Source organism: Pantoea sp. ARC270, assembly GCF_003236725.1.
Lineage (GTDB): Bacteria > Pseudomonadota > Gammaproteobacteria > Enterobacterales > Enterobacteriaceae > Pantoea > Pantoea anthophila.
In genome coordinates this window covers 1-14,655 of sequence record NZ_PUGA01000025.1, presented here as the reverse complement: position 1 = coordinate 14,655, position 14,655 = coordinate 1, and the positions used below count along the sequence as shown (strand labels likewise).

Annotated in this window: 13 protein-coding genes; 8 read left to right on the top strand and 5 right to left on the bottom strand. The window is 56.0% G+C overall.

Annotation, left to right across the window (positions count from 1 at the left end; translation table 11 throughout):
• The first annotated feature begins 175 nt into the window (after positions 1-175).
• A complete protein-coding gene (locus CKF42_RS12375; RefSeq protein ID WP_111208308.1) occupies positions 176-1,354 on the top strand; it encodes an MFS transporter in 1,179 nt (392 codons plus the stop codon).
• Between the two features lie 269 nt (positions 1,355-1,623).
• Here the strand turns inward: CKF42_RS12375 and leuD are convergent, their stop codons facing one another.
• From leuD to leuL, 5 genes are all read right to left on the bottom strand, one after another.
• On the bottom strand, positions 1,624-2,229 hold the full coding sequence (gene leuD, locus CKF42_RS12370; RefSeq protein ID WP_009092163.1) for a 3-isopropylmalate dehydratase small subunit: 606 nt from the start codon (positions 2,227-2,229) through the stop codon (positions 1,624-1,626).
• A 3-nt stretch (positions 2,230-2,232) separates the two neighbouring features.
• A complete protein-coding gene (gene leuC, locus CKF42_RS12365) occupies positions 2,233-3,639 on the bottom strand; it encodes a 3-isopropylmalate dehydratase large subunit (RefSeq protein ID WP_111208307.1) in 1,407 nt (468 codons plus the stop codon).
• Between the two features lie 4 nt (positions 3,640-3,643).
• Positions 3,644-4,735: a 3-isopropylmalate dehydrogenase gene (gene leuB / locus CKF42_RS12360; protein ID WP_111208306.1), complete on the bottom strand. Its 1,092-nt coding sequence runs from the start codon at positions 4,733-4,735 to the stop codon at positions 3,644-3,646.
• 2 nt (positions 4,736-4,737) lie between these two features.
• Positions 4,738-6,300: a 2-isopropylmalate synthase gene (gene leuA / locus CKF42_RS12355; RefSeq protein ID WP_046101207.1), complete on the bottom strand. Its 1,563-nt coding sequence runs from the start codon at positions 6,298-6,300 to the stop codon at positions 4,738-4,740.
• Positions 6,301-6,389: 89 nt separating this feature from the next.
• Positions 6,390-6,473 carry a leu operon leader peptide gene (gene leuL, locus CKF42_RS21515; RefSeq protein WP_111208305.1) on the bottom strand — a complete coding sequence of 28 codons (84 nt, stop codon included), beginning with the start codon at positions 6,471-6,473 and terminating at the stop codon, positions 6,390-6,392.
• A 730-nt stretch (positions 6,474-7,203) separates the two neighbouring features.
• Here leuL and ilvI point away from each other — a divergent pair.
• The 7 genes from ilvI (at position 7,204) to CKF42_RS12315 (ending at position 14,627) form a co-directional block, all read left to right on the top strand.
• On the top strand, positions 7,204-8,928 hold the full coding sequence (ilvI, locus tag CKF42_RS12345; protein WP_009092154.1) for an acetolactate synthase 3 large subunit: 1,725 nt from the start codon (positions 7,204-7,206) through the stop codon (positions 8,926-8,928).
• Positions 8,929-8,930: 2 nt separating this feature from the next.
• The gene (gene ilvN, locus CKF42_RS12340; RefSeq protein WP_111208304.1) at positions 8,931-9,422 is read left to right on the top strand and encodes an acetolactate synthase small subunit; all 492 of its coding nucleotides are present in this window, start codon (positions 8,931-8,933) and stop codon (positions 9,420-9,422) included.
• Positions 9,423-9,618: 196 nt separating this feature from the next.
• Positions 9,619-10,629 (top strand): catabolite repressor/activator, encoded by a 1,011-nt coding sequence (cra, locus tag CKF42_RS12335; RefSeq protein WP_009092150.1) that lies wholly within the window; start codon positions 9,619-9,621, stop codon positions 10,627-10,629.
• Between the two features lie 495 nt (positions 10,630-11,124).
• Positions 11,125-11,583: a division/cell wall cluster transcriptional repressor MraZ gene (gene mraZ / locus CKF42_RS12330; RefSeq protein ID WP_009092149.1), complete on the top strand. Its 459-nt coding sequence runs from the start codon at positions 11,125-11,127 to the stop codon at positions 11,581-11,583.
• Between the two features lie 2 nt (positions 11,584-11,585).
• Positions 11,586-12,527, top strand: coding sequence for a 16S rRNA (cytosine(1402)-N(4))-methyltransferase RsmH (gene rsmH, locus CKF42_RS12325; RefSeq protein WP_009092147.1), 942 nt, complete (start codon positions 11,586-11,588; stop codon positions 12,525-12,527).
• Positions 12,524-12,844: a cell division protein FtsL gene (gene ftsL, locus CKF42_RS12320; protein WP_003854764.1), complete on the top strand. Its 321-nt coding sequence runs from the start codon at positions 12,524-12,526 to the stop codon at positions 12,842-12,844. The genes rsmH and ftsL overlap by 4 nt, the downstream gene beginning before the upstream one ends.
• Before the next feature lie 16 nt (positions 12,845-12,860).
• Positions 12,861-14,627, top strand: a complete 1,767-nt coding sequence (locus CKF42_RS12315; RefSeq protein WP_009092146.1) for a peptidoglycan glycosyltransferase FtsI — start codon at positions 12,861-12,863, stop codon at positions 14,625-14,627.
• The last annotated feature ends 28 nt before the right edge of the window (positions 14,628-14,655 follow it).

Genomic DNA, 14,655 nt, shown 5'->3' with positions numbered 1-14,655 from the left:
GAGGCATTCAGTCTGGAATGGCGTTCAACCCTGACTTCGCTGTTCAGCGGAGTGCTTTTCTGAGTAGGGTGCATTTACACCGCCAGCAGAGGATCTCTGCTGGCTTTTTTCATCGTGCGCGGTATGGTCTACCCTTCTTTTTTTCCTCTCTGTTTAGCCTCTAAGGGATTTCGCTATGAAATCGCTGTTAACGCGGCAGCGCCGCATCAATCCGGTCTACCTCGCTTTTATGATTGCCTCGTTCATGCTGGGCGTGGCGGGCGCATTGCAGGCACCGACGCTGAGCCTGTTTCTGACGCGCGAAGTGCAGGCCCGCCCTTTCTGGGTCGGACTGTTTTTTACCATCAATGCGGTGGCCGGTATTCTGGTGAGCATGCTGGTGGCGAAGCGTTCGGACAGCGTGGGGGACCGCCGTAATATCATTCTGTTCTGTTGCCTGATGGCGCTGGTCAATGCGCTGCTGTTTGCCTTCAGTCGCCACTACCTGACGCTGATTACGCTGGGTGTGCTGCTGTCGGCGCTCGCCAGCGTCTCAATGCCTCAGCTCTTTGCGCTGGCACGGGAATATGCCGATCAGTCGGCGCGTGAAGCGGTCATGTTCAGTTCGGTGATGCGCGCGCAGCTGTCGCTGGCGTGGGTCATCGGGCCACCGCTCTCATTTGCGCTGGCGCTGAACTATGGTTTTGTCACGCTGTTTATGGTGGCCGCCGCGCTGTTTCTGATCTGTATCCTGCTGGTCTGGTTTACCCTGCCGTCAGTGCCCCGTGCGCAGCCGCTGCTGCAAAGCGGCGGTCTGCCGCTAAGCGGCTGGCGCGATCGCGATGTGCGCCTGCTGTTTATCGCGTCGGTGGTGATGTGGACCTGCAATACCATGTATATCATTGATATGCCGCTCTATATCAGTACGACGCTTGGCCTGCCGGAAAAGCTGGCGGGTCTGCTGATGGGCACGGCCGCCGGGCTGGAGATCCCGGTGATGCTGCTGGCCGGGCATTACGCCCGCCGCATGGGCAAGCGCCGGTTAATGCTGGTGGCGGTGGCCGCCGGGGTGCTGTTTTACCTGGGGCTGGTGCTGTTTAACTCCCGCACGTCACTGATGGTATTGCAGCTGTTTAATGCGGTGTTTGTCGGGATTATTGCCGGGATTGGGATGTTGTGGTTCCAGGATCTGATGCCGGGACGGCCTGGCGCCGCAACCACCCTGTTCACCAACTCCATCTCAACCGGCATGATTCTGGCCGGGGTGATTCAGGGGACGCTGAGTGAGCGGCTGGGACATGAGGCGGTCTACTGGCTGGCATTCGGGCTGGCGATTGTGGCGCTGGTGATGTCGGCGCGGGTGCGCGACGTATAAAGAAGAAGGGCGACAGGATGTCGCTCCTGGATTTCTGACAAGCTCAGATTCGAGTGAGTCTGACCGCAACAACACGCTTTACACGAAGGCAACACGGGCAGAGGAGGAAAGCGTCCCGCGCCATGGACGGCGCGGGCCGAGCGGCCAGGGAAGGTTTAAGCGACTTTCCGATCTGACCGTGTTGCCTTCGCTGGCTCGATCTCAAAGCGGGCCAGAACTGAGGTTGCCAGCAACCTCAGGCGATGGGATGTTGCCCTGTCTTAACGTAATCAGCGGAGGAAGGCGGGCTGATTCTGCTCATACTGCGAAATAGACGCTTCATGCTGCAGGGTCAGGCCGATGCTGTCGAGGCCGTTGATCATGCAGTGGCGACGGAAGCTGTCGAGTTCAAACGGGTAGACTTTATCGCCTGCGGTCACCGTCTGCGCTTCCAGATCGACCGTAAAGCTGATACCTGGCTGAGCCGCAACCAGCCGGAACAGCTCATCCACTTCCTCTTCGCTTAACTTCACCGGCAGCAGCTGATTGTTGAAGCTGTTGCCGTAGAAGATATCGGCGAAGCTTGGCGCAATCACCACGTGAAAACCGAAATCGGTCAGCGCCCAGGGCGCATGCTCACGAGAAGAGCCACAGCCAAAGTTCTCGCGCGCCAGCAGAATGCTGGTGCCTTTAAACTCTGGCTTGTTCAGCACAAAGCTGGGGGTAGGGACCGTGCCGGCGTCATCTTCAAAACGCCAGTCATGGAACAGGTGCTGACCAAAACCGGTGCGGGTCACCTTCTGCAAAAACTGCTTAGGGATGATCGCGTCGGTATCGACGTTTGCGGCGTCCAGCGGCGCGACGATGCCGGTGTGCTGAGTAAATTTATTCGCCATGACTTATGCTCCTGTCGTCAGTTCACGGATGTCGGCAAAGTGGCCGGTGACGGCTGCCGCTGCGGCCATCGCCGGGCTGACCAGATGGGTTCGTCCACCGCGGCCCTGACGACCTTCAAAGTTACGGTTGCTGGTTGACGCGCAACGCTCGCCGGGGTTGAGGCGGTCATTGTTCATCGCCAGACACATGGAGCAGCCTGGCAGACGCCACTCAAAGCCCGCTTCCAGGAAGATTTTATCCAGACCTTCCGCTTCCGCCTGTGCTTTTACCGGACCGGAACCGGGCACCACCATCGCAACCACACCCGGCGCAACTTTGCGGCCTTTGGCGATAGCGGCGGCGGCACGCAGATCCTCAATGCGTGAGTTGGTGCAGGAGCCGATGAAGACTTTATCAATTGCGACATCGGTCAGTCGGATGCCCGGCTGCAGATTCATATACGCCAGCGCTTTTTCCGCTGAGGCGCGCTCTACCGGATCGGCGAATGAGGCCGGGTTCGGGATCACCTGATCAACGGCGATCACCTGACCCGGGTTGGTGCCCCAGGTGACCTGTGGCGCAATCTCTTCTGCCTGCAGCGTGACCACCGCATCATAGGTCGCGCCTTCATCTGACTTCAGTGTGCGCCAGTACTCTACGGCCTGCTCCCACTTCTCACCCTGTGGGGAGAACTGGCGGCCTTTCAGGTAGCTGAAGGTGGTCTCGTCCGGTGCCACCAGGCCCGCTTTCGCGCCCATTTCAATCGCCATGTTGCACAGCGTCATACGACCTTCCATGCTCAGCGCCTGAATGGCCGGACCGCAGAACTCAACCACATAGCCGGTTCCGCCTGCGCTGCCGGTTTTGCCGATGATCGCCAGGACAATATCTTTTGCCGTAATGCCGGTTGAAGCCTGGCCCAGCACCTCAATTTTCATGGTTTTCGCCCGGCCCTGCTTCAGGGTCTGGGTGGCAAACACATGCTCTACTTCGGAGGTGCCGATACCAAAGGCCAGTGAGCCGAAGGCTCCGTGCGTCGCCGTGTGCGAGTCACCGCACACGATGGTCATGCCTGGCAGCGTCATGCCCTGCTCAGGGCCGATAACGTGCACAATTCCCTGATACGGGTGGTTCAGGTCATAGAGCTGTACGCCAAATTCAGCGCAGTTCTTCATCAGCTCCTGCATCTGAATCCGCGCCATCTCGCCCGACGCATTGATGTCTTTGGTCTGAGTAGAGACGTTGTGATCCATGGTGGCAAAGGTTTTGCCCGGCTGACGCACCTTGCGTCCGTGCGCGCGCAGACCATCAAAAGCCTGAGGCGAGGTGACTTCATGGATCAGGTGGCGATCGATATAGAGTAACGGCGTTTCGTTCGGCGCTTCGTGGACGACATGTGCATCAAATAACTTCTGGTATAAGGTTTTCATTTTTTTATTTTTCCTCGGCGATAAAGCGGGCAATGATGCTGCCCATCTCATCTGTGCTGACCGCTGGGCCATCACCGGCTAAATCTTTAGTGCGGTAGCCCTGTTCCAGCGCACGACTGATGGCGCGTTCGATACTGTCGGCAGCCTCATCGGCATTCAGGCTGTAGCGTAACAGCAGGGACAGCGACAGGATCTGCGCGACCGGGTTAGCAATATTCTGTCCGGCGATATCCGGTGCGGAGCCGCCTGCCGGTTCAAACAGGCCAAAGCCCGCTTCATTCAGGCTGGCCGAAGGCAGCATCCCCATCGAACCGGTGATCATGGCGCACTCATCAGAGAGAATGTCGCCGAACAGGTTGGAGCAGAGCAGCACGTCAAACTGTGACGGATCTTTGATCAACTGCATGGTGGCATTGTCGATATAGATGTGGCTCAGCTGCACGTCCGGATACTCTTTAGCGACCTCGTTGACGATTTCACGCCACATGACTGAGGTCTGCAGGACGTTGGCTTTATCTACTGAGGTCACTTTATTGCGGCGTTTACGCGCAGACTCAAACGCGATACGGGCGATGCGCTCGATCTCGAAGCGGTGGTAAACCTCCGTATCGAATGCCCGCTCTTCCGGGCCGCTGCCTTCGCGTCCTTTAGGCTGACCAAAATAGATGCCGCCGGTCAGTTCACGCACGCACAGGATATCGAAGCCTTTCGCCGCGATGTCGGCGCGCAGCGGGCAGAAAGCTTCCAGACCGCTGTAGAGTGCCGCCGGGCGCAGGTTACTGAACAGTCTGAAGTGTTTGCGCAGGGGCAGCAGAGCACCGCGTTCCGGCTGCGAGGCCGGTGGCAAATGTTCCCACTTCGGTCCGCCAACCGAACCAAACAGGATCGCGTCCGCCTGCTCGCAGCCCGCTACGGTCGCAGGAGGCAGGGGTTCGCCGTGCTGATCGATAGCGATGCCGCCGACCGCATATTCCTGAGTGGTAATCTGCATATCAAAGCGCTGGCGAATGGCGTCCAGCACTTTTATTGCCTGTGCCATCACTTCCGGGCCAATGCCGTCACCGGGTAAAACTGCGATATGAGAAGAGCTGGACATAGTTATACGGTTTCCTTCTGATCTTTAAATTTGCGTTGCAATTCCTGTTCAACCTGGCGGGCACGCCAGATATTGTTCAGCGCATTCACCATCGCTTTGGCGGACGATTCCACGATATCGGTCGCCAGACCGACGCCGTGGAACTTACGGCCGTTGTAGCTCACCACAATGTCGACCTGACCCAGCGCGTTTTCGCCGTGGCCTTTGGCGGTCAGTTTGTAGTTGACCAGCTCCGCGTCGAACTGGGTAATACGGTTAATGGCCTGATAGACCGCGTCAACCGGGCCGTTGCCGGTGGCCGCATCCGCTTTGGCATCATCGCCGCAGCCCAGCTTGACAGAGGCGGTAGCGGTGATGCCGGAACCGGTCTGAACGTTAAATTCATGCAGCTGAAAATGCTCCGGCTCTTCATTCTGTTTATTGATGAAGGCCAGCGCTTCCAGGTCGTAGTCGAACACCTGACCTTTTTTGTCAGCCAGCTTCAGGAAGGCGTCATACAGGGCATCCAGATTGTAATCCTGTTCTGCATAGCCCATCTCTTCCATACGATGTTTTACCGCCGCGCGGCCAGAACGTGAGGTCAGGTTCAGCTGAATCTTGTGTAAGCCGATCGACTCCGGCGTCAGGATTTCATAGTTTTCGCGATTCTTCAGCACGCCATCCTGATGAATACCGGAGGAGTGGGCGAAGGCGTTGGAGCCGACCACCGCCTTGTTCGCAGGGATAGGCATATTGCAGATCTGGCTCACCATCTGGCTGGTGCGGTAGATCTCCTGATGATTGATGTTGGTGTGCACATTCATGATCTGCTGGCGGGTTTTGATCGCCATGATCACCTCTTCCAGCGCACAGTTACCGGCACGTTCACCCAGACCATTCAGCGTGCCTTCAACCTGACGTGCCCCCGCCTGGACAGCCGCCAGGGCGTTACCGGTCGCCATACCCAGGTCATCGTGGGTATGGACGGAGAGAATCGCTTTGTCGATGTTAGGCACGCGGTTGATCAGCTGGCTGATGATGTGAGCATATTCGCCTGGCAGGGTGTAACCCACGGTGTCCGGGATATTGATGGTGTTGGCACCGGCATTAATTGCGGCTTCAACCATCCGGCACAGGTCATCAATCGGGGTGCGGCCGCCATCTTCGCAGGAGAATTCAACGTCATTGGTGTAGTTGCGGGCACGTTTCACCATGTGTACCGCGCGCTCAATCACCTCGGGCAGCGTGCTGCGCAGTTTGGTGGCGATGTGCATCGGTGAGGTGGCGATAAAGGTATGAATACGGAAGGCTTCGGCAACGCGCAGTGATTCGTACGCCGCATCAATATCCTTCTCCACACAGCGGGCCAGACCGCAGACCCGACTGTTTTTAATGGTGCGCGCGATGGTCTGTACGGATTCAAAATCGCCAGGTGAGGAGACCGGGAAACCCACTTCCATGACATCCACGCCCATACGCTCCAGCGCTAATGCAATCTGCAATTTTTCTTTCACACTCAGGCTGGCCTGTAATGCCTGCTCACCGTCGCGCAGAGTGGTATCGAAAATAATGACTTGCTGACTCATCGTATTCATCCTTATGCATTTTCTGGCCTGGCAACGAGCATAAAAAAACCCGCGACAGGCGCGGGTTTTTAACTTTCAGCAGGTTTGAATCAGTGTTTGATTCCGCCCACAAGTCTACCGCGCAAGCTGTATGCGTTTAGTAGTAGACCGAGAAGGCGAGCAAAACGAAACATGGATTCAAACCTTATAAATTGTTGTGCTGCCTATATTGGTACTGCAATCACTCAGGGATGTCAACCTTCTGTGCAGGGTTATTCTCCAGCGAGTAAAAGGAAGATCGTCTGTTATTTTACGGCCTGACAGCGTAATGAATAGCGCAGAAGTGAGTGCCGCGCCGGTCAGGCAGGATAAGTACGCTGTTTCAGGGTGGTGACTGTTTTATCTATTTGAAAAATAATAATTTTATTTTTATGTTTCTCAGGCGTGGCGCAGAATTTATGTCCGCTTGCTTAGCATAATCGTATGCGCTTTAGCGATTTTCTGGTTAATTAACCCAGAAAATAAAACGGTGGGGCGATTGTGGGCTGGGGCAGGTCACAATAAGTTTTCGTTATTTCTTAGATCACGCTAAAAATAATTTCTTAGTCAGCATTTTCCTCTGCGGTTCTGCGGCGTAATTAGTTTAATCCGCGCAGCCAATTCTTATCGGGCAGAGCCTTTACGTCCCTGCCATTTAATTTACACGGCTTTGCGGTTTGCCTGCCCGCTGAAGTGCGGTTATGGTAATCGACCTACTCTCAGAACAATGAACTCGACAGATTTCTCTGTAACCGGACAGCGGCACAGGTTTCCGCTGTCGTGCATAAACATAAGATTTTGATTGGCAGAGCAGGCACCGGCGCGACGCGATATGTGCAAAAGGCCCTATTCATGGCGCCCGGTCCTGAAGCCTGGAGGCAGAAGATGGAGATGTTGTCAGGAGCCGAAATGGTCGTCCGTTCGTTAATCGATCAGGGCGTTAAGCAGGTATTCGGTTATCCGGGTGGCGCGGTATTAGATATCTATGATGCGCTGCAAACCGTCGGGGGTATCGATCACATTCTGGTACGCCATGAGCAGGCTGCGGTGCATATGGCTGACGGCCTCGCACGCGCCACGGGTGAAGTTGGGGTCGTGCTGGTCACTTCCGGCCCCGGCGCGACCAATGCGATCACCGGGATCGCCACCGCCTATATGGACTCTATTCCGCTGGTGATTCTGTCGGGCCAGGTGCCTACCTCGCTGATTGGCTATGATGCCTTTCAGGAGTGCGACATGGTCGGCATTTCACGACCGGTGGTGAAGCACAGTTTTCTGGTCAAAAGCACCGAAGAGATCCCCACCGTGCTGAAAAAGGCGTTCTGGCTCGCCGCCAGCGGACGTCCGGGACCGGTGGTTATCGATCTGCCGAAAGATATTCTCAACCCGGCCAATAAGCTCCCTTATCACTGGCCGGACGCTGTCAGCATGCGCTCCTACAATCCGACCATCCAGGGCCATAAAGGTCAGATCAAGCGTGCGCTGACGACACTGCTGGCCGCAAAACAGCCGGTGATTTATGCCGGTGGCGGAGCCATCACCGCGGGCTGTGAAGCGGAACTGTTACAGCTGGCCGAAAGCCTGAACATTCCGGTCACCACGTCTCTGATGGGGCTGGGCGCGTTTCCTGGCACGCATCGTCAGTGCGTCGGGATGCTCGGCATGCACGGCACCTATGAAGCCAACATGACGATGCACAACACCGATCTGATTTTTGGTATCGGCGTTCGCTTTGACGACCGCACCACCAATAATCTGGCGAAGTATTGCCCCAACGCCACCATCATGCACATTGATATCGACCCGACCTCAATCTCCAAAACGGTGGCGGCGGATATCCCGATCGTGGGTGATGCGAAGCAGGTGCTGCAGCAGATGCTGGAGCTGCTGGCGCAAAACGACAGTGAGCCGCGCTCTGAGAGTCTGCAGGCGTGGTGGAGCGCGATTGAGGGCTGGCGCAGTCGTCAGTGCCTGGAGTTCGATCGGACCAGCGACAAAATCAAGCCGCAGGCCGTCATTGAAACCATCAGCCGTCTGACCCACGGCGACGCCTACGTCACATCCGATGTGGGCCAGCATCAGATGTTTGCTGCGCTCTATTATCCGTTCGATAAACCGCGTCGCTGGATCAACTCCGGGGGGCTGGGCACGATGGGCTTTGGCCTGCCCGCTGCGCTGGGTGTCAAGATGGCGCTGCCGGACGAAACCGTTATCTGCGTGACGGGCGATGGCAGTATCCAGATGAACATTCAGGAGCTCTCTACCGCACTGCAGTACAATCTGCCGGTGCTGGTACTGAGCCTGAATAACCGGGTTCTGGGCATGGTGAAACAGTGGCAGGATATGATCTACTCCGGCCGCCACTCGCAGTCCTATATGGAATCACTGCCTGACTTCGTGCGTCTGGCTGAGGCCTACGGGCACGTCGGGATCGCCATTGAGCATCCGGCTGAACTGGAAGAGAAGCTGACGCTGGCGCTGGAGAAACTGGCACAGGGGCGTCTGGTGTTTGTGGATGTCGCCGTGGACGGTAGCGAGCATGTTTACCCGATGCAGATTCGCGGTGGCAGCATGGATGAGATGTGGTTAAGCAAAACGGAGAGGACATAACTATGCGTCGCATTTTATCAGTTCTGCTGGAGAACGAATCTGGCGCATTATCCCGTGTTGTCGGTCTCTTTTCGCAGCGCGGCTACAACATCGAAAGCCTGACCGTTGCGCCTACCGACGATCCCACCCTGTCGCGGATGACCATTCAGACGGTAGGCGACCAGAAGGTGCTGGAGCAGATCGAAAAGCAGCTGCACAAGCTGGTGGATGTGCTGCGCGTGACCGAACTGGGGCAGGGTGCCTACGTTGAGCGTGAGATCATGCTGGTGAAGATCCAGGCGAGTGGCTATGGCCGCGAAGAGGTGAAGCGCAATGCTGAGATCTTCCGCGGTCAGATTATTGATGTAACGCCTACGCTGTACACGGTTCAGCTGGCAGGCACCAGTGACAAACTGGACGCGTTTCTCCATTCCGTGCGTGAGGTTGCCGAAATCGTTGAAGTGGCCCGCTCCGGTATTGTGGGCGTATCACGCGGCGATCGCATCATGCGTTAATCACGCTGCGTCACCATCGAACCTCACCTAACCCGGCGAAATGCCGGGTTTTTTTATTTTTTATGCGCCAGGCTGGTTACATTCAGAAAAGCGGTTGCTCCGCGCACTTTTCTGCTGTTAGATGATAGCCATGAGTTATCCATAGCTTAACTGCGGCTATTTCTGCCGTAAAAGCGGATTTGATGGTGGGGTTATCGTGAAGCTGGATGAAATTGCGCGTTTGGCAGGCGTGTCGCGCACCACGGCCAGTTATGTGATCAATGGTAAAGCGCGGCAGTATCGTGTCAGCGACAAAACCGTTGAGAAAGTGATGGCGGTCGTGCGTGAACATAATTATCACCCCAATGCGGTGGCCGCCGGGCTGCGCGCCGGGCGAACGCGCTCTATTGGGCTGGTGATTCCCGATCTGGAGAATACCAGTTACACCCGTATTGCAAACTATCTTGAACGACAGGCGCGCCAGCGAGGCTATCAGCTGCTGATCGCCTGCTCAGAAGATCAGCCTGATAACGAGATGCGCTGCATTGAGCATCTGCTACAGCGTCAGGTCGACGCGATCATCGTCTCCACCTCGTTACCGCCTGAGCATCCCTTTTATCAGCGCTGGGTCAACGATCCGCTGCCGATCATTGCGTTAGACCGTGCGCTGGATCGTGAACATTTCACCAGCGTCGTGGGTGCCGACCAGGACGATGCCCATACGCTGGCGGCTGAACTGCGTCAGCTTGAGGTCAAAAACGTGCTGTTCCTCGGCGCCCTGCCTGAGCTGTCAGTGAGCTTCCTGCGTGAGATGGGATTCCGTGATGCGTGGAAAGATGACCCGCGGCCGATAGATTACATCTACTGCAACAGCTTCGAACGCACCGCTGCCGCCGCGCTGTTTGAGCGTTATCTTGAAGAGCATCCGATGCCGGAGGCGCTTTTTACCACCTCTTTCGGGCTGCTGCAGGGCGTCATGGATGTCACGCTGAAACGAGACGGCCGGCTGCCTACCGAGCTGGCGATTGCCACCTTTGGCGACCACGAATTACTGGACTTTCTTGAGTGCCCGGTGCTGGCCGTAGGACAGCGCCATCGTGACGTCGCCGAACGGGTACTGGAATTAGTTTTAGCCTCGCTGGATGAGCCAAGAAAACCTAAACCCGGTTTAACCCGTATCCGCCGTAATTTATATCGTCGCGGACAATTAAGCCGAAGAGTTAAATGAGGGAAGGGCAGTATTACGCTGCCCGCCACGTTTATTTTTTCCGAATTACTGATTAAATAAACAGGTCGACGTAAAAAAGCGTAAATTCTGCTCATCAATTCTAACAAAGCAGAAAGGGTTATTTTTATTATCTGCTTACAACTTCAACAAATGCCGCTTTCCTGTCCGGCCTGAGCCGCTGGGCTTTCTTTCGGAAATCCCCTAAAATGCCGCCGCTGTCTCAGAAACCACGAGAAATATTCAGCGTGTGATGCTGTTTCATTTTTAATCGTTTTTTCCGCGCCCGCTTTTTTTATTCAGGTATTCATTGGTTTAATTTTTTCTTTCTCTTTTTATTCGATAACGGCGTCGGCAGCCATTAATTCGGCGCTCTGTAAATAGTGATATTCAACTGCCGCTCCGGCTTGACAAGGATTTCATCGAATCCTTAAACTCGTTTCGTGGTAAAAAGTGGGATAAAGTGGTGCAAACGGGTGACCAGGGGGAGAGACTGGCATGTTCCGCGGAGCAACGTTAGTCAATCTCGACAGTAAAGGGCGGCTTGCCGTACCCACGCGATATCGCGATTTGCTGATCGGGGAATCTCAGGGGCAGATGGTCTGTACCATCGACCTCCACCAGCCATGCCTGTTGCTTTATACCCTGCCCGAATGGGAAATCATTGAAAAAAAGCTCGCCCGCTTATCCAGTATGAATCCACTTGAGCGCCGTGTGCAGCGTCTGTTGCTGGGACATGCCAGTGAATGTCAGATGGATAATGCAGGACGCCTGCTGCTGGCGAATACGCTTCGGCAGCACGCAAAATTAACCAAAGAAGTGATGCTGGTCGGACAGTTCAACAAGTTTGAGCTGTGGGATGAACAGACCTGGTATCAACAGGTCAGGGACGATATTGACGCAGAACAGTCAGCTCAGGAGCCTTTATCTGAGCGGTTGCAGGACTTGTCGCTATAGCTATGCAGGAAAATTTCAAACATACCACCGTGCTGTTGGATGAGGCGGTTAACGGCCTCAATATCAGGGAAGACGGTATCTACATCGACGGCACGTTTGGTCGTGGTGGTCATTCACGTCTGATTCTTTCGCAACTGGGAGAGAAGGGACAACTGATCGCCATCGATCGCGACCCTCAAGCTATCGCCGCTGCCGCTGAGATTACAGATCCCCGCTTCTCTATTATTCATGGCCCTTTTTCCGCCCTGGCAGAGTATGTTTCTGAGCGGGATTTGGTCGGAAAAATTGACGGCATCCTGCTGGATCTGGGGGTTTCCTCACCGCAGCTGGATGACGCAGAGCGCGGCTTCTCGTTTATGCGTGACGGACCGCTGGATATGCGTATGGATCCTTCGCGCGGTCACTCCGCCGCCGAGTGGTTGCTGCAGGCGGAAGAGGCAGACATCGCTTTCGTTCTGAAAACCTACGGTGAAGAGCGGTTCGCCAAACGTATCGCCCGCGCCATTGTTGAGCGCAATCGCGAAGCGCCGATGACCCGGACACGGGAGCTGGCTGAGGTGATCGCCGTTGCCACGCCGGTTAAAGATAAGTTCAAGCATCCGGCGACGCGCAGTTTCCAGGCGATCCGTATCTGGATTAACAGTGAACTGGAAGAGATCGATATTGCGCTGAAAGGGGCAGTTGAGGTGCTGGCACCACAAGGGCGCCTTTCGGTGATCAGCTTCCACTCGCTGGAAGATCGGCTGGTGAAACGCTTTATGCGCGATCAGAGTCGCGGGCCGCAGGTCCCAGCCGGGCTGCCAATGACGGAACATCAGCTGCGTGCCCTGGGCGGTCGAGAACTGAAATTACTCGGCAAAATGTCGCCGGGCGATGCCGAAGTTTCTGAGAACCCGCGCGCGCGCAGTTCGGTATTACGTATTGCGGAGAAAACCGACGCATGATCGGTAATGAGCGTCACAGTCTGCCCGCCGTCATCGGCGGGGATCTGCTGCGAAAGGGCAAGATCCCGGTGCTGTTGCTGATCGCTGTGGTGGTTTCTGCCGTACTGGTGGTCACCACCACCCATAAAACCCGACTGTTAACCGCACAGCGTGAACAGCTGGTACTGGAGCGCGACGCGCTGGATATCGAATGGCGCAACCTGATTCTGGAAGAGAATGCGCTGGGCGATCACAGCCGTGTCGAACGCATCGCCACCGAGAAGCTGCAGCTGCAGCACGTTGATCCTTCACAAGAAAATATCGTGGTGCAGAAATAAGGACCTCAGATAGCGAATGAGCGGTACAGGCAGAACGCTGAAGTTAAAGAAACCGGAAGATAAGGCCAGCTTTGTAAGCTGGCGTTTTGCGTTGCTGTGCGGCTGTATTTTGCTGGCGCTGGGTGGACTGCTGTCACGCGTTGCCTGGCTGCAGGTGATCAATCCAGGCAAGCTGGTCAAAGAGGGCGATCTTCGCTCGCTGCGCGTGCAGGCGGTGCCGACGTCGCGCGGGATGATCAGCGATCGAGCCGGACGCCCGCTCGCGGTCAGTGTCCCGGTAAATGCCATCTGGGCCGATCCCAAAGAGCTCCACGCCGGCGGCGGCGTCACACTGGACAGCCGCTGGAAGGCGCTCTCCGATGCGCTTTCGATTCCGCTGGATCAGCTGGCGGCGCGTGTTAACGCCAACCCGAAAGGCCGCTTCGTCTATCTGGCGCGCCAGGTCAATCCGGCTATCGGCGAGTACGTTAAAAAACTCAAACTTCCCGGTATTCATCTGCGCGAAGAGTCGCGCCGCTACTATCCTGCCGGGCAGGTCACCTCCCATCTGATTGGTTTTACCAATATCGACGGACAGGGCATTGAAGGCATCGAGAAGAGCTTTGATAAGTGGCTGACCGGTGCGCCGGGCGAACGAACGGTGCGTAAAGACCGTTACGGTCGGGTCATCGAAGATATCTCTTCCGTCGACAGCCGGGCGGCCCACAACCTGACCCTGAGCATTGATGAACGTCTGCAGGCGCTGGTTTACCGCGAACTGAATAACGCCGTGGCGTTCAACAAAGCGGAGTCGGGCACGGCGGTGCTGGTGGATGTGAACACCGGTGAAGTGCTGGCGATGGCTAACAGCCCGGCTTACAACCCGAACAATCTCAGTAATACCTCCAAAGATCTGATGCGCAACCGCGCCATCACCGACATTTTCGAGCCTGGCTCAACCGTGAAGCCGATGGTGGTGATGACGGCGCTACAACGCGGCGTGGTCAGAGAGAACAGCGTTCTGAATACCGTGCCGTACCGCGTCAATGGTCATGAGATCAAAGATGTGGCGCGCTACAACGAATTGACCCTGACAGGGGTTCTGCAGAAGTCGAGTAACGTCGGGGTTTCACGTCTGGCGTTAGCGATGCCCTCCTCAGCGCTGGTAGAAACTTACTCGCGTTTTGGACTGGGCAAACCGACCAATTTGGGGCTGGTCGGGGAAAGCAGTGGCTTATACCCTAAAAAACAACGGTGGTCTGACATAGAGAGGGCCACCTTCTCTTTCGGCTACGGGCTAATGGTAACGCCGTTACAGTTAGCGCGAGTCTACGCAACCATTGGCAGCTATGGCATTAATCGCCCGCTGTCGATTACCAAAGTCGACCCGCCCGTCGCGGGGGAGCGCGTTTTCGATGAGTCGCTGGTGAAAACCGTGATGCATATGATGGAAAGCGTGGCGCTGCCCGGTGGCGGCGGTGTCAAAGCGGCCATCAAGGGCTATCGCATTGCGATAAAAACCGGTACGGCGAAAAAAGTCGGGCCGGATGGTCGCTACGTCAACAAATACATCGCCTATACCGCAGGTGTTGCACCTGCCAGTCATCCTCGGTTCGCGCTGGTGGTGGTGATCAACGATCCCCAGGCCGGCAAATATTATGGTGGTGCGGTTTCTGCTCCGGTGTTTGGTGCCATCATGGGCGGCGTACTGCGCACCATGAACATCGAACCGGATGCATTACCGACCAATGACAGAAACGAGCTGGTGACTAACAGAAGTGAGGAATCAAGTGACAGATCGTAACCTGCGCGACTTACTCGGCCCCTGGGTG

What these genes read in the sequence shown, in the direction of transcription:
- leuC (WP_111208307.1), bottom strand. Translation starts at nt 3,639, where the DNA reads ATGAAAACCTTATACCAGAAGTTATTTGATGCACATGTCGTCCACGAA.
- CKF42_RS12315 (WP_009092146.1), top strand. Translation starts at nt 12,861, where the DNA reads ATGAGCGGTACAGGCAGAACGCTGAAGTTAAAGAAACCGGAAGATAAG.
- CKF42_RS12375 (WP_111208308.1), top strand. Translation starts at nt 176, where the DNA reads ATGAAATCGCTGTTAACGCGGCAGCGCCGCATCAATCCGGTCTACCTC.
- ftsL (WP_003854764.1), top strand. Translation starts at nt 12,524, where the DNA reads ATGATCGGTAATGAGCGTCACAGTCTGCCCGCCGTCATCGGCGGGGAT.
- leuD (WP_009092163.1), bottom strand. Translation starts at nt 2,229, where the DNA reads ATGGCGAATAAATTTACTCAGCACACCGGCATCGTCGCGCCGCTGGAC.
- ilvN (WP_111208304.1), top strand. Translation starts at nt 8,931, where the DNA reads ATGCGTCGCATTTTATCAGTTCTGCTGGAGAACGAATCTGGCGCATTA.
- leuB (WP_111208306.1), bottom strand. Translation starts at nt 4,735, where the DNA reads ATGTCCAGCTCTTCTCATATCGCAGTTTTACCCGGTGACGGCATTGGC.
- mraZ (WP_009092149.1), top strand. Translation starts at nt 11,125, where the DNA reads ATGTTCCGCGGAGCAACGTTAGTCAATCTCGACAGTAAAGGGCGGCTT.
- ilvI (WP_009092154.1), top strand. Translation starts at nt 7,204, where the DNA reads ATGGAGATGTTGTCAGGAGCCGAAATGGTCGTCCGTTCGTTAATCGAT.
- leuA (WP_046101207.1), bottom strand. Translation starts at nt 6,300, where the DNA reads ATGAGTCAGCAAGTCATTATTTTCGATACCACTCTGCGCGACGGTGAG.
- leuL (WP_111208305.1), bottom strand. Translation starts at nt 6,473, where the DNA reads ATGTTTCGTTTTGCTCGCCTTCTCGGTCTACTACTAAACGCATACAGC.
- rsmH (WP_009092147.1), top strand. Translation starts at nt 11,586, where the DNA reads ATGCAGGAAAATTTCAAACATACCACCGTGCTGTTGGATGAGGCGGTT.